Genomic DNA, 14,862 nt, shown 5'->3' with positions numbered 1-14,862 from the left:
TTAGTTTGGGAATTTACCCCAATTTTTGAGCTTCTATATTCAGAAATTCTTATTTTATAAGCTGCTTGTAAAAACTCTCTAAGACAAAAAAAGAAAGCTCATTTCTAAGCTTTCTTTGCAATCATTTTTTCTGCTTCTTGTTCTAAAAATAGTTCCAAAATTTTCTTTGTCAACGTAATTGCCGCTGATAAGGCCAGGGAAACGATTAAATAATTAGCTACTAAGCCATGATCTCCAACCAATGGTGGTTTTGTCAGGAATCCGTAATCTCCACCTGTTACTAAATTGACCACAAAAATCAAGGCATTTAGTCCAAAGGTCATGAGAAAAATTCCCTTCACATCCAGCAAACGCGCACTATACTGTCTCAAGAGATAAATTAGGGAGTTCCCCAAGAGAGCTAAGTGGCCAAAGATAAAGGATAAAATCGCAATATGGGGGAAAGGATAGGCATCTGGCACTGGATAAACAAAGGCTGCTAATGTCCCAAATGTTCCTAGCAATGCAAAATACTGCCTATATTTAGACTGACCAGGAAGCAAGAGTACCACAAACATGGCCATACGACAATGGTAAAAGGGTAAACTTTCTGACAGTGGCATATGATTGACCCAGTACCAACCATAAAGTAGGATTAACTGAACGGCCTGTAAAATCTGGAAAAATCGTTGGTAAACCTTCTTTTCACGATAACGATAGGCTGTATAAAAGGTCAAGGCTAATAGTGTAAATATACTCACGTACCAAAAAAGGTCAAATTTGGGTGGTTCTGTTGCTTGGGTCGTAAAGAAAATATCCCATAAATTCATCTAGTCTTCCTCATGATTCAAAATTTTCCTGCATATTATTATACCATGCAATGTAAGAAAAATGGATTTAGAAATACGTAAATGTTTGACAAAATTACTTGCCTTCATTTTCTAAACATTCTACCAACTTGGCTAGATTCATAGAATTGGAGCCTTTGAGCAGGATTTGGTCATGCACTCCTAGACTTTCCTTGACCTGCTTAACTAGGTCTTCAAATTGGTCTTGGTCTTCTGTTTTCTTGAAGTAGTAAACGTGGCCGATTGGGAACATTTGACTGGCCAGTTGAGCCAATTCAGCAATGTCTTCTCCGTAGAAAATCACGGTATCAAGCACATCTGGAGAAAGGCTCAAAATCATCTGGTTATGGAGTTGAACAGACTGGTCACCAAGTTCCTTCATATCCGCCAAGACAGCAATTTTTTTGCCACCTTCATTGGCTGGAATGGCAGAGAAAGTCTCTAAAATCAACTTCATAGCAGTTGGATTGGCATTATAAACATCTGACAGAATATCTGCTCCATTGGCTGCTTTCTTCCACTCGGTACGGTTACGCGTCAATTCAAGATTTTGGAAGGCCTTATGAATTTGCTCCTCTGAAACCCCTTCTTGTAGGGCAACATAAGACGCAATCATGGCATTAGTGGCATTGTACTTACCAGTCACTGGCAAATCGAGGGCTTGTTCCAAGAAATTAGCCTTAAAGGTCAGACTGTCCTTACGCTCAACCAAGTCTGTGATTTCCAGCTCTGCTCCTTGCCCAAAACGGACCACCTTTTTATCAGTTGGCAAGTAGGCCTCTACAATCGGGTCAGCTGGCGCCAAGAGCAAGGAATTCGAAGCCATGCCATCTGCAATTTGCATTTTCCCTTTAGCAATCTCAGAACGGTCTTTGAAAAAGGCCAAATGGGCTTCTCCAACCAAGGTTACGATGGCTGTTTTTGGACGAGCCAATTCAGACAAGAGATGAATATCTCCCAAGTGATCCTGCCCCATCTCCAAGACCAACTTTTCTGTCCCTTCAGGCATATGGAGAACGGTGTAAGGAAGTCCAATCTCGTTATTGTAATTGCCTTGTGTTTTGTAGGTTTTGTAGGTTGTTGATAGCAAGTGAGCTAACATATCCTTGGTCGTTGTTTTGCCATTTGAACCCGTAACCGCAAAGACATCAACTGCTGTTTTTTCAAGATAGTAGGCAGCTAGGGTTTGAAAGGCAGTCAAGACATCATCTACTAGAATGTAGGGATGATTTGCAACTTCTTTCTCAGACAGGGTTGCTGCTGCACCATTTTCAAAGGCTGTTTCGATAAAGTCATGACCATCACGCGCACCTTTGAGGGGGACAAATAAATCTCCATTCCCAATCAAACGACTGTCAAACTCAGCCTTCTCTAACTGGGTGTCCTCAAAGATGCTGATATCATTTTTAGCTCCTACAACTTGGGCAACCTCATGGATTGTTAATTTCATTTCTACTCCTTTAAAAAGGGTTGAAGTCCAAGAACTCTAATCACCTTACAGTGATGGTTCTGGCTTCTACCCTCTCTTTCATTTTATAGCAAATGCGCTTCGCGCTTGTCAAAACTTTCCTTGGCAAGATCAACCAATCGCTCGATTAAGTCTGGGTAGCTGATTCCCATATTGTCCCAAAGAAGTGGATACATTGACCACTGGGTGAAACCTGGCATGGTATTGAGCTCGTTGAGGAAAATCTCTCCCTTATCTGTATAGAAGAAATCGCAACGAGATAGACCTAAACCACCAATGGCACGGAAGGCAGTTTCTGCATTTTGACGCATGACAGCTACCACATCATCACTGACCTTGGCCGGAATATCCATGGTAATTTTATTGTCAATATACTTGGCATCATAGTCATAAAAGGCAACATCCTTGACTACTTCTCCTGGCAGCGTGCTCTTGACATCGTAGTTGCCCAAGAGACCAACCTCGATTTCACGGGCATTCACTCCTTGCTCAACCAAGACACGGCTGTCATATTGGAAGGCAAGTTTCAAAGCTTGACGGAGTTCTTCTTGATTTTCAGACTTAGAAATACCGACACTAGAACCCATGTTTGACGGCTTAGTGAAGACTGGATAAGTCAATTTTTCTTCTACTTCAGCGATTTTAGCAGTCACATCATCCCCTTCAACGATAGCCACATAAGGAACTTGGGCAATGCCAGCAGATTCTAACACACGCTTAGTCGTGATTTTATCCATGGCAAGACTGGATGACAAGATGTTACAGCCGACATACGGCATTTTCAAAACTTCAAGGAATCCTTGAACAGAGCCATCTTCTCCCATCGGACCATGAAGAACTGGAAAGACCACTGCACCTTCTTCGTAGGTAGCACTTGGTGCAACTTGCTTATCCCAATCAATAGTTTCATTGGTCATAAGACGATCCTCTTGACCTGGAGTCTGGCTAAATTCCTGCGTTTTGATAAAATCACCTGACTGGCTGATGAAGAAAGTCCTGACTGTGAAACGGTCGTAATTGACCGCACGCATGACACTTTCCGCTGAAAGGACAGAGACTTCGCGTTCCGCACTCCGTCCACCATATAAAAGAATAATCGTTTGTTTCATATTACTTGTCCTAATTCTACTAGAATACTCGCTCTTTAGTATATCATATTTACTTGTTTTTTTAAAACTTGAACCTGATCCTACTCATCACACTATACAAAAAGAGGCCGATAGGAACGATTTTCAGCCTCTTTGATTTTTTATAAATGAATGGAGTTCGTAATTTTGTCTACACTTACAACTCTGTTCGATTTTCAATCGCTCGTAAGAGGGTCACTTCGTCCGCATACTCGATATCTGCCCCCACAGCAAGACCTCGCGCCAAGCGCGTAACCTTGATCCCAGCTGGCTTGAGCAAACGGGAAAGATACATGGAAGTTGCTTCCCCATCTGCCGTAGCATTGGTTGCTACGATTACTTCTGAAACCTCACTATCCATCAGACGAGTCATGAGACTCTTGAGATTGATATCGTCTGGACTGATACCATTCATGGGAGAAATGAGACCATGCAGGACATGATAGAGGCCATGGTATTCTTGGATATTTTCCATGGCTGCCACATCCCGACTATCCTCTAGCACCAAAATCGTTGTCTGGTCACGAGTTGGATCGGTACAGATAGAACAAGGATCGTCGTCTGTCAAACGTCCACAAATGGAACAGTAGGTCAATTCTCTCTTAGCAGAAAGGAGATTTTTGGCAAATTCATTGACATCGTCATCAGACATCCCAATCGTATAAAAGGCCAGACGCGTGGCCGTCTTAATCCCGATACCTGGTAACTTAGAATAACTGTCAATCAGCTTGGCAATGGGTGTTGGATAAAGCATAATTTCCTTTCTAGTTCATTGGATGGTATTTTTGATACAGATTGATAATGTCACGCGCAATGGAAGGTCCTACACCATTGGTTAGATTGGTATTATGAGGAAAGACCACTGCAACAGCGATTTGGGGATTATCAGATGGGGCATAGGCCACCGCATTGGTATTGGTTGCTTGCTGACCATCTGCCACATAACTTTCGGCTGTACCCGTTTTTCCGCTAATGGATACCAAGGCACCATTTGAAAAGGCACGACCTGTGGTCAAGCCACTATTCCCATGAGCAACCTGATAAAAACCTTGGTGCAAGATACTCATATCGGAGTCGGATATATTGACCTTATTCATCTCTGTCGGTTGCAGTTGCTGAATCAAGTCGCCTAGGCCTCCCTTATCATTATTTCCATAAATGCCTTCCACAATACGAGGAGCCACACGAACACCATCATTTGCAATAGTTGCTACATACTGAGCCAACTGCATGGGCGTATAGTTATCAAACTGCCCAAATGCATTAGTAATGTAATTAGCAAAACTATACTCTTTGGGAACAAATCCAGTAGATTCATCTGGTAGGTCAATCCCAGTCGCAGAGCCCAAGCCATATTCACCAAAGGTTGAACGCAATTTCCCCATAGCAGACTCTAGATTGCTGGTGCCGACAAACATATTGGGTTGGTAGGTCTGCCCCATAAGACCTAGAGCTGTTTGGACCATATAGGCATTAGATGAATACTCCAGAGCTTGGACTGCTGTGATAGGGAATGAACCTGAACCGTAAGCCTGAGTATACCAAGAATTGATGGGAGATGAACCTTGAAAGACAATGGACTGGTCTGTCAAGGTCTGGTTTCCTGATAAGACTCCATTTTCCCAGCCAGAGCTGATGGTCGCAGCCTTGACAACCGAACCTGGGACAAAGACATTGGTTACCGTTCCCAAGGAATCAGGCGTTAACTCTCCCGTTTTCAGGTCATGTTTGAGTCCTGACATAGACAAAACAGCACCTGTTTTGGGGTTAAGGGCGACTGCATACACGCCTTCAGAATACTTGGCTCCACCATTTCCTAGCTCGGAATTGAAATAACTTTTCAGCAAAGCATCCACGCTATCTTGGAAGGCCAAATCAATGGTCAGCTTGATATTGTTTCCCTTACTACCTTCCTCAATTGTATCTACGCTTTCCATATTGCCATATTTATCCAGATGGATTTCTTTTACCGAGCGTTTTCCTTGTAAGGTCTCTTCATATTGCTTTTCCAAATAGGAGGTTCCAACCCGATCATTTAGAGAATAGCCTTTTTTAAGATAGGCTTCTGCTTCTTCCGCTGGGAGACCAGCTTTTTCACTGGATACACTCCCTACTATAGAAGAAAGGGAAGTTTCCAAAATCTTTCGATCCCAAGAAGTAGAAATACTAATGCCAGGCATCTCCTTTGAAATAGAGGCAATAACAGCTACCTGAGAATCATTTAGAGGATCTGTCGCAATGGTTCCTGTCGCAAAGTTTCCAACAGCATTTAACTGACTAAAAAGATAGATTTCTTTCTTTTCATCCTCTGTATAGTTTAGTTGACTTGTTGGGACACTATCGACCGCATTGTTATACAGTTCTGATTCGGATAGGCGATTGCCATCTGAATCCAATCGTTTCTCACTTGGGAGAGCTTCCACTGTTTTTTTATAGATTTCAGGATCAGCCAAATAGTAATCAGCCAGCTGGCGTTCTGTCAAATTTGGCGAACTGATACTCACATAAGTCAGTAACTTTTTAGCTATTTCTTTTAAGTCTGTAGCCGTCATTTTATTGCTACGCGTAAAGGAAACAACCTGCTTTAACGTATTTTCTACCAAAGGTTTTCCACTAGCATCATAAATTTCCCCACGGGCAGAACTGCTTGTGACCTTGGTCTGACTAGCTGAGGCTAGCTTTTTTTCGTAAAAATCCTTGTTCAAAACCTGCATATACAACAAACGACCAATAATGGTCATAAAGAGCAAAATGACAATTGAAAACAATAAATTAAGCCGAATCGGAATCGAATGGCTGTTAAATTTTCTCATACAAATCAGTCTCATTTCTAACTTAAAATCTTACTCTTAATTGTACCACAATTTGAGCAGAAAATTATGGAAAAGAAAGAAGCTTTTTTTCGTTTTTACAGTAAGATGCGTTTTTATTTATCTATCCTTATATTATGTGTTATAATGAAGTGTGACTATTCCCTGATCTAGTCTTCCAGTATGACTCATGTAAAGGAACCTTCCCTATGGACAAACCAGATATCGCAACTGTCATTGATTCACACTTTGAAGAAATGACAGACCTAGAGCAAGAAATCGCTCGCTATTTTTTACAAGCTGAAACGATTACAGATGATTTATCTTCCCAACAGGTAACTCAAAAATTACATATCTCTCAAGCTGCTCTGACCCGCTTTGCTAAAAAGTGTGGCTTTACTGGCTACCGAGAATTCATTTTCCAATACCAACATGAGGCAGAAAATCAAGCCAATCAAGTCTCCAAGCACAGTCCACTGACCAAACGAGTCCTCAGAAGTTATAGCAATATGAGGGAACAAACACAAGACTTGATTGACGAAATCCAACTAGAACGAATTGCCCAGTTAATCGAAGATGCTGAGCGTATCTACTTCTTCGGAACAGGGAGTTCTGGCCTTGTTGCTCGTGAAATGAAATTGCGCTTCATGCGTCTGGGTGTTGTCTGCGAAGCTTTGACAGACCAAGATGGCTTTGCCTGGACAACCAGTATTATGGACGAAAATTGTCTCGTACTTGGTTTCTCACTTTCTGGCACAACACCTTCTATTTTAGATAGTCTATTAGATGCCAAGGAGATGGGGGCAAAGACTGTACTCTTTTCAAGTGTTCCCAATAAAGATAGTCAGGCCTACACAGAGACTGTTCTTGTAGCCACCCACAGCCAACCTTCCTATATCCAACGAATATCCGCTCAACTTCCTATGCTCTTCTTTATCGATTTGATTTATGCCTACTTTTTGGAAATCAATCGCGAAAGCAAGGAAAAAATCTTTAATAGCTACTGGGAAAATAAAAAACTCAACGGCTATCGTAGACAAAAACGTGTCAGAAAATCCTAGTTTGGCTGAGCCAAACTAGGATTTTTATTCATCACCAAACATACCTCTTCAAGATTATGAATTAGTCATATCTTGACTTAGTCTTGAATAATTTCATGTAATCACTTTTTGAAGGGAGTAAATAAGCAAGTCTGACGGTATCCTCAACAATTGTATACAATACAATGTAATCCTTACTCAAGGTCAATCCTCGCGTTTGGTAGCGAGGGTCTAATTTCTTACCAAATTTTTCATCAGCATCAAATCCAGCTTGGGGGAAAATTTCTAGCCGATTAATATCTTTTCTAATATTGGCTACTTTTCGTCTCGCAGCCTCTACAGAACCGATTTCCTCCGCTATATACTGATATATTTTATCCAGACTATCAATCACTCTAGGAGAATACAAAATCCTATATCTTTTATAATCCATAGCGTGTCACGACATCCTCATCTGTCAAGTAATTTCCAGCCTCAATCTTGGCATAACTTTCTTGAACTTCTGCTTGTAATTGTCTAAACAAATACTCCTTCTCTAATTCCTCTTCACTCAGTAAATCTACTTCATTTGTTACGGCAACATTCTTTAAAAATAATCTGAGTGCTGATGAAAGAGAGAGATTTTTTTCTTTTAACACTTCCATGGCATCATTTACTAATTCTCTATTAGCTTGGAAGGTCACAATCTTACTTGAATTCGCTATAGTCATTTTATATAATTCCTTTATATATTTTATTTATTATCTCACAATTATAAAGAAAGTCAAGGGAATTTGATTAGAAAATCCTAGTTTGGCTGAGCCAAACTAGGATTGTTTTGTCTTAAAATGATAATATGCACCAAGCATACCTGCTGTATTCTGGTGATGGGCAAATTCTAATCGTGTTTTTTCTGCTAAACTTGGTACCAAAGCCTCTTTCAAGGCTGTGCGGATCTTAGGTTTAAGGATAGCCTCTTGCCCCATGATACCACCACCAAGAATAACCACTTCTGGATTGGCAACGTAGCAAATATTTGCCAGACCTTTTCCTAGATAGTCTACCATGCGGTCAATACCTTCCATGCAGAGTTTATTGCCTTCAGTGGCTTCCTTGAAAATGCGTCGGCCATTCCACTGATCAACATCTTCTCCATGAGATGTTGCTACATACTCAACCAAAGCTGTGGTAGAAGCGAGATCCTGAAAAGCTCCATCTTGCATATGCATATACCCGACTTCACAGGCCGAATTGCTAAAACCATGGAAGACTTTCCCATCCATAATCAAGCAACCACCGATACCTGTTCCAATGGTCAAGCAAAGGGTGACACTTGCTCCCTTACCTGAACCAGATACTGCCTCAGCCAGACCTGCACAGTTGACATCATTTTCAATCTCACAAGGAATAGCAAAGCTAGTCTCGATTTCCTTTTTGAACTGGGTGCCTGCATAATTTGGAATCTGAGGCCCAGCATAGAAAATTTCCCCCTTATCAGGGTCCACCATTCCTGCAGAAGAAATGGCAACACCTGCTACTGGGCCCTTTTCTAAATAGCTGGCTACGATATCTTTGGTCTTTTGTAAGATATGAGGTCCACCCTTATGCGCCTCTGTTGGCATTTCATGCGATTCAAGAAGTTGCCCCTCTTGATCAACCAAACCATACTTGATGTTAGTTCCACCGATATCAATTGCAACGTAGTGTGTCATAAATACCTCCTTATGGATTAGAGGAAGCGCTCCTTGGTTTCACGAATCAAGGCTGCAGCCGCTTCTACAACTGGACGATCTTCTTCCGTTACTGGCGTCAATGGTGAACGAACAGAACCAATATTCAAGCCTTCATTGATTTTCAAGACTTCCTTAATCACACCGTACATATTTCCATGTGCAGAAGTGAGTTTACCAATGATAGCGTTGATAGCATACTGTAATTCACGCGCTGTTTCCAAGTCTTTATCCGCAATCAATTGGTTGAGTTTCAAGAAGAGTTCTGGCATCGCACCATATGTACCACCGATACCAGCTTTGGCACCCATGAGGCGACCTCCTAGGAACTGTTCATCCGGACCATTAAAGACGATATGGTCTTCCCCACCAAGGCTCACAAAAGTTTGGATATCTTGAACTGGCATAGAAGAGTTCTTGACACCGATAACACGTGGATTCTTCAACATTTCTGTGTAAAGGCTTGGAGTCAAAGCAACCCCTGCCAATTGAGGAATGTTGTAGATCACATAGTCTGTGTTTGGAGCTGCAGCACTAATGTCATTCCAGTATTTAGCGACTGAGTATTCTGGCAAGCGGAAATAAATTGGTGGAATCGTTGCAATGGCATCTACACCCAAGCTTTCAGCATGACGAGCAAGTTCCATACTATCTTTAGTATTATTGCAAGCTACGTGAGCAATGATAGTTAATTTCCCTTTGGCAACTGCCATGACTTCTTCCAAAATCAACTTGCGGTCTTCAACGCTTTGGTAGATACATTCGCCAGAAGAACCATTGACATAAAGACCTTGAACTCCTTTATCAATGAAGTATTGAACCAGGGCACGCGTACGTTCTGGGCTTACTTCTCCTTGATCATCATAACATGCGTAGAAGGCTGGAATGACACCTTCGTATTTTTTCAAATCTGACATAGATTTTCTCCTATTATTTTTATTTTCTGCTAAAGCAGATTCTTTCTTTACTTCTTTAGTATACACTTTACCGAAAAGGCTTTCAATATCTTATAGACACTTAGATTTTAGTTTCTCGCTTATAGAATAGCGTTTGGAGCGTTTGAAAGTAGTTTCAGAAATAATTGTACCCCTTACTCATACTTAGCAAATAGCTTTTCCATCACTCCCACTTGTAAAAAAGCAAGAAGTCCAAAACCAAAGAGAATAAAAGCTGATCCTCCCAATAGAAGGGTAAAGGCTGATAGATATAGAATCATCAAAATCAAAAAGATAATTGCAATCATCAAGATAAACCAAGGAGCGTTAAAACTAGCCAACATCAATCCTTTTTGAAGAATTTCTTTCCAAGATAGGTCATAACGTGCCGCAATAGGGTAACTAGCCAACATCACAATGGTAAGGAAAATCAAAATGCCTAGACAAATAGCTTTCAGCAATTGGAAGGGCAGAGCTGTTTGACCCCAGAAAAGATAAAGATCTAAAAGAGCAAGAAATACAATTCCTAACTCCAACAACCCCAACTGAAAACCTAGTTTCAGATTTTGCCTGAAAACTCTTAGATAGGTTCTAAAAACTGGAACACGTCTGCTCTTCTTAACTTCGAACATGGTCTCGTAGAGGCTGATTTTAGCCACTCCAATCGTTACGATTGGCAAACAAGTTACTACAAAGAGAAGATTGACTGTTACAATATCTAAAACCTTCTCACTAATTCGCATGAGAAAATTATCTGTATCAAATGCAGCCTTGATGAGACTTCTTCCTTTTTGTGACATCTTTGCTCCCCCTGATTTTTTAATCAATCAAAATTTTAAAGAGATATTTGCGAACCTTCTCTTCCATACCTGCATAGCCATTTGGCTGATGTGGCTCTCCTGGGAAGAAAATCGCAAAATTGTGATAACCCAACAAGAGTGGGTAGTGTTCATGACAATGAACAAATCCAATATCACTTGCTTCGTCAAATGCTACTGCTTCATCTTTGATACGTGAACCGTAGCTCGAATATTCATGCCCTTCTACCAACAAATGCAAGTCTGCATAGTTCTTGTGATGTTCAAACTGGTCATTCTCAGCTTGATTGAGGACATTTTCCTGAACAACTAGAAAGACTTTATCTCCATCAATCTCATACTTTCCTAATTCGAATGAATCTTTACGATGTTGGTAGAGATAGTCGATAGCCTTGTCTAAATTGGGATGAATCCCTTTGTAAAAGGTGATGTTTTTCAAATCGTCAAAAATCATGCTCTTTCCTTCGTTTATGATAGTTAACTAAAATCATTCTTAAGTTGATAAGTGTCTGACAAAACTTCATAAAGTAACTGCATACCCTCCATTTTGTAGACACTTATAACTCTATATTCTTTTAATCTATAAAATATACTTCTGTATTCTGATAGATTGATTTTCTTATACTCAATGAAAATTGAAGAACAAACTAGGAAGCTAACCGCAGGCAATACTTAAGTATGGCAAGGTGACGCTGACGTAGTTTGCATTCGATTTTCGCAGAGTATTATCCTTTGACCGCTCCCATAGTAATCCCTTGTGTGAAGGATTTCTGGAAGACTAGGAAGACTGTTACAATTGGCACGGCAGCAAGGGCAGCTCCTGCCATGATCAAACCATAGTTGGTTGCCATTTCAGCCTGCATGGTCGCAACCCCAAGTGAAATAGTCAAATTGTTACGTGAAGTCAACATTACCAACTGCATGAAGTAGTCATTCCAAGTATTGATGAAGGTAAAGATTGCAAGAGCCGCAAACCCTGGTTTCACAATCGGGAAGGCTACGCTCCAGAAGGTACGAATCTCACCACAGCCATCAATTTTAGCTGATTCGAGCAATTCTGTAGGGATATTTTCACTGAATTGTTTCATGAGGAAGACCCCAAATGGCCATCCAATCAAAGGCAAAATAACTGCCCAAAGAGTGTCATGAATTCCCATGAAGTTGACGATACGTACCAATGGTACAAGGACAACTTGTTTTGGAAGCGCCATAGCAGCTATAAAGATAGCAAATAGAATGCGTTGACCATAGAAACGTTTTTTAGCCAATACATAACCTGCTAGAGATGAGGTTGCACAGACTAAGAACATGGTTACCAATGAGATAAATACTGAGTTCCACATCCATTGCAAGGCAGGGTTCTGCACCATAAGTTGTTGGAAGTTTTCCATGGTTGGCATTTTAGGGAACCATTGTGGCGGAATCATAATGGTATCAGGCTGTGACTTGAATGCCCCTGTCAAAATCCAGTAGAATGGAAAGATGAACAGCACAGTCAACAAGAGCAAAATGATTGTTGAAATAACAGTAAAGGCTGTTAATGGTTTTTTTTCTGTAGATTGCATAACTGTCTCCTTTCTTTAGTATTCTACGTCGTTTCCAAGTACTTTAAATTGAACAAAGCTTACGATAGCAATCATGACTGCCAAGAAGACACCAATGGTGTTGGCATAGCCGTATTCTGTCAATTGGAAGGCTTTTTCGTACAGGTAGTACATCAAGGTACTTGTTGAGTAGTTTGGACCACCAGATGTCAAAAGCTGAATCAAGGCGAAACACTGGAAGGAGTTAATTGTTGTGATGATTGCAATATAAAGAGTTGTTGGAAGAAGGCTTGGCCATTTAATCTTCCAGAAAACTTGAAACTCAGTTGCACCATCAACACGCGCCGCTTCAACCAGTGAATTGTCAATATTCCCCATAGCAGCGATATAAAGGATGATGGGCTGACCAACTGAAGTGGTCAAGAGAATAATCATAATCGCCATCAATGCCCAGTGCTTATCACCAAGCCATGAAATGTTTTGAGTAATGATATGACTTGATTTAAGCACAAAGTTCAAGATACCTGATAATGGATCATAGATCCATTTCCATACAACCGTTACGGCAACACTACCTGTTACAACAGGAAGGAAGAAGACAAAACGGTAGAAGGATCTGGCAATAGCATTTTGGTGATAGGTTTGCGATGCTACAAAGAGTGAGAATAGAACAACAACTGGCACAGATCCAATAACCAAAATAACTGTGTTAATCAGAGATTTTGCAAAGACAGGATCTTTAAACATACGGACATAGTTATCTAAGCCCACAAATTGGAAACTAGTCATAGAATAGTTAAAGAAACTTGTAATGAATCCCATCACCATCGGAGCCAATACAAAGATAATAAAGAAGAACAACACTGGTGCTAGGAAAGCATAGGAAATCACTGTTTCCCGCATACGAATTTTATTGACTTTCACAGTCGGCACCTCTCTTTCAAATAGAATAATTTTTTGACTTTCTTGAACTGTTTTAAAATCAAAATGAAATTTTTTATGATTCGCTTATGTAAGAACTTCATTTTAATTTCGTGACAGTTTCTTACATTTTAAACAAAAGCCCCCTTTTCTTACACTATCTGTGTAGAGGGAAAAGGGGGTATACACTCTTAGCTTCTTTAAAAAACTACTTTTTATAGAATAACTAAGGACTATTGTTTCATAGCTTTTTTGATTGTTTCGTTCGCTTTTTCAGTGAAGGCTTTCAAAGCGTCCGCTGGTTTTTCGTCACCATTTGATACAGATTGCAACATTGGGAACCAAAGTGTTCTCATTTCAGCAAATCCATCAATAGTGTTGTAGTATGGTGAGTAGTATTGAGTCCAGCCGCTGATTGTTTCCATGCGTTTGTCTTCATAAAGTTTTCCAAATGAAGTACGGACTGGGAAAGCACCTGTACGAACTACGTCTTTAGGTCCCCACTCTTTGTCATCTGCGATAAACTGGATGAATTTCTTAGATGCAGCGACTTTCTTGTCGTCTTTATTGTTGAATACTGCAAATCCGTTTACAAGGTATTCAAGAGCTGGTTTACCTTCGTCTGATGGGAATGGTACTTCTACTACTTCTACCTTACTTGCTTCTAACAGTTTAGCTTGGATACCATTTTGAGCTGGTGCCCAAAGGGTTGTGTAAGATGTTTGACCGTTGGCAAAGTTTTGGATATCTGCCCCACCGTCAAATTGTGAACCATTATTGAGCAAATTGTCTTTAATCCAGCCAGTTGCTTTTTCAAGACCTTTGACGAATTTAGGATCATCAGTTGTATATTTGCTAACTTTTTCATCTGTTACAGAACCGCTATAAAGGTTAGAGATAAAGGCACGTGTTCCTTGGTCTCCCCCTTGACCAGAACTGAACAATGAACCTGGTGTGTAGCCCTTGTCTTTGAGTGCTTTCAATACTTTTTCAAAATCATCAGTTGTCCAACCTTCTTTTACAAGGTTTGCCACTCCAGCATCTTCTAGCATTTTCTTGTTCATTGCCATGTAGAATGGGGCAGAACTAATTGGATACATGTAAGCCTTGTCTCCAGCTTTACTTGCTTGTATGATGTTTTCGTTATTGACATCTTTAACAAATTCATCTGTGAAAAGGTCGTTCAACTCAGCCAATTTACCATTTTTACCGTATTGGATGATACGTCCTGGTGCGTCAAAGAGTACGTCCGGAGCTGTTCCTGCTTCGATGGCTGTTGTGATTTTTTCAGGGCCTGACTTGAAGTCGATGGTTTCCAATTTCACTTTTACATCTGGATTTGCTTTTTCAAACGCTTCGATGATTGATTTTTCATAAGTTCCAACACCGTCACCAGCTTTTTCTTGGGTAAATACTGGGAATGCCCACCAAGTGATTTCTGTTTTGGCACCGTCACCACCTGATTTACCAGCATCTTTACTTCCGCCAGAATTGCCACAAGCAGCAAGACCAAGAACCGCAGCACCCGCAAGTACTGTACAAGCTAATTTTCTAAATTTCATTTGTATTCTCCTATTTTATAAGCGTATCCAACTTGGATAATGAGTTCTTTGCATTTATATACGTTTTCATTTTTTCCTACTCATCAATCACTCTCCTCTAT

15 protein-coding genes are annotated in these 14,862 nt (G+C 40.5%); 1 reads left to right on the top strand and 14 read right to left on the bottom strand.

Annotated features, from left to right (window positions below):
• Positions 1-104: 104 nt before the first annotated feature.
• The 5 genes from HT688_RS01345 to pbp2b form a co-directional block, all read right to left on the bottom strand.
• Positions 105-809: a YwaF family protein gene (locus HT688_RS01345; RefSeq protein WP_050084017.1), complete on the bottom strand. Its 705-nt coding sequence runs from the start codon at positions 807-809 to the stop codon at positions 105-107.
• 94 nt (positions 810-903) lie between these two features.
• Positions 904-2,277, bottom strand: coding sequence for a UDP-N-acetylmuramoyl-tripeptide--D-alanyl-D-alanine ligase (locus tag HT688_RS01340; protein WP_172923483.1), 1,374 nt, complete (start codon positions 2,275-2,277; stop codon positions 904-906).
• A gap of 83 nt (positions 2,278-2,360) precedes the next feature.
• Entirely contained in the window at positions 2,361-3,404 is a 1,044-nt protein-coding gene (locus HT688_RS01335) for a D-alanine--D-alanine ligase (RefSeq protein ID WP_172923482.1), read from the bottom strand.
• A 175-nt stretch (positions 3,405-3,579) separates the two neighbouring features.
• On the bottom strand, positions 3,580-4,176 hold the full coding sequence (gene recR, locus HT688_RS01330) for a recombination mediator RecR (RefSeq protein WP_000966754.1): 597 nt from the start codon (positions 4,174-4,176) through the stop codon (positions 3,580-3,582).
• 10 nt (positions 4,177-4,186) lie between these two features.
• The gene (pbp2b, locus tag HT688_RS01325; RefSeq protein WP_172923481.1) at positions 4,187-6,250 is read right to left on the bottom strand and encodes a penicillin-binding protein 2B; all 2,064 of its coding nucleotides are present in this window, start codon (positions 6,248-6,250) and stop codon (positions 4,187-4,189) included.
• Between the two features lie 191 nt (positions 6,251-6,441).
• On the opposite strand from pbp2b, the gene HT688_RS01320 reads away from it, so the two are divergent.
• Positions 6,442-7,293 (top strand): MurR/RpiR family transcriptional regulator, encoded by an 852-nt coding sequence (locus HT688_RS01320; protein WP_172923480.1) that lies wholly within the window; start codon positions 6,442-6,444, stop codon positions 7,291-7,293.
• A gap of 61 nt (positions 7,294-7,354) precedes the next feature.
• On the opposite strand, the gene HT688_RS01315 is transcribed toward HT688_RS01320, so the two are convergent.
• The 9 genes from HT688_RS01315 to HT688_RS01275 form a co-directional block, all read right to left on the bottom strand.
• Positions 7,355-7,705: a type II toxin-antitoxin system RelE/ParE family toxin gene (locus HT688_RS01315; RefSeq protein WP_000384968.1), complete on the bottom strand. Its 351-nt coding sequence runs from the start codon at positions 7,703-7,705 to the stop codon at positions 7,355-7,357.
• The gene (gene relB / locus HT688_RS01310) at positions 7,695-7,982 is read right to left on the bottom strand and encodes a type II toxin-antitoxin system RelB/ParD family antitoxin (RefSeq protein WP_000150673.1); all 288 of its coding nucleotides are present in this window, start codon (positions 7,980-7,982) and stop codon (positions 7,695-7,697) included. Before relB ends, HT688_RS01315 begins: the two co-directional genes overlap by 11 nt.
• Positions 7,983-8,078: 96 nt before the next feature.
• Positions 8,079-8,963 (bottom strand): ROK family protein, encoded by an 885-nt coding sequence (locus tag HT688_RS01305; protein ID WP_172923479.1) that lies wholly within the window; start codon positions 8,961-8,963, stop codon positions 8,079-8,081.
• A gap of 17 nt (positions 8,964-8,980) precedes the next feature.
• Positions 8,981-9,898, bottom strand: a complete 918-nt coding sequence (locus tag HT688_RS01300; protein WP_033684862.1) for a dihydrodipicolinate synthase family protein — start codon at positions 9,896-9,898, stop codon at positions 8,981-8,983.
• 173 nt (positions 9,899-10,071) lie between these two features.
• A complete protein-coding gene (locus tag HT688_RS01295) occupies positions 10,072-10,716 on the bottom strand; it encodes a YesL family protein (protein WP_172923478.1) in 645 nt (214 codons plus the stop codon).
• A gap of 19 nt (positions 10,717-10,735) precedes the next feature.
• Positions 10,736-11,188, bottom strand: coding sequence for a NanQ anomerase/TabA/YiaL family protein (locus tag HT688_RS01290; protein WP_000575448.1), 453 nt, complete (start codon positions 11,186-11,188; stop codon positions 10,736-10,738).
• A 271-nt stretch (positions 11,189-11,459) separates the two neighbouring features.
• A complete protein-coding gene (locus tag HT688_RS01285) occupies positions 11,460-12,299 on the bottom strand; it encodes a carbohydrate ABC transporter permease (protein ID WP_001192006.1) in 840 nt (279 codons plus the stop codon).
• A 15-nt stretch (positions 12,300-12,314) separates the two neighbouring features.
• Complete coding sequence (locus tag HT688_RS01280) at positions 12,315-13,181, bottom strand: carbohydrate ABC transporter permease (RefSeq protein ID WP_172923484.1); 867 nt, start codon at positions 13,179-13,181, stop codon at positions 12,315-12,317.
• Positions 13,182-13,432: 251 nt separating this feature from the next.
• Positions 13,433-14,761: an ABC transporter substrate-binding protein gene (locus HT688_RS01275; protein ID WP_000672129.1), complete on the bottom strand. Its 1,329-nt coding sequence runs from the start codon at positions 14,759-14,761 to the stop codon at positions 13,433-13,435.
• Positions 14,762-14,862 lie beyond the last annotated feature (101 nt).

It is taken from the genome of Streptococcus sp. 1559 (assembly GCF_013276735.1).
Classification (GTDB): domain Bacteria; phylum Bacillota; class Bacilli; order Lactobacillales; family Streptococcaceae; genus Streptococcus; species Streptococcus pseudopneumoniae.
The sequence above is the reverse complement of the archived record's forward strand: the minus strand, read 5'-3'. Positions and strand labels throughout refer to the sequence as shown.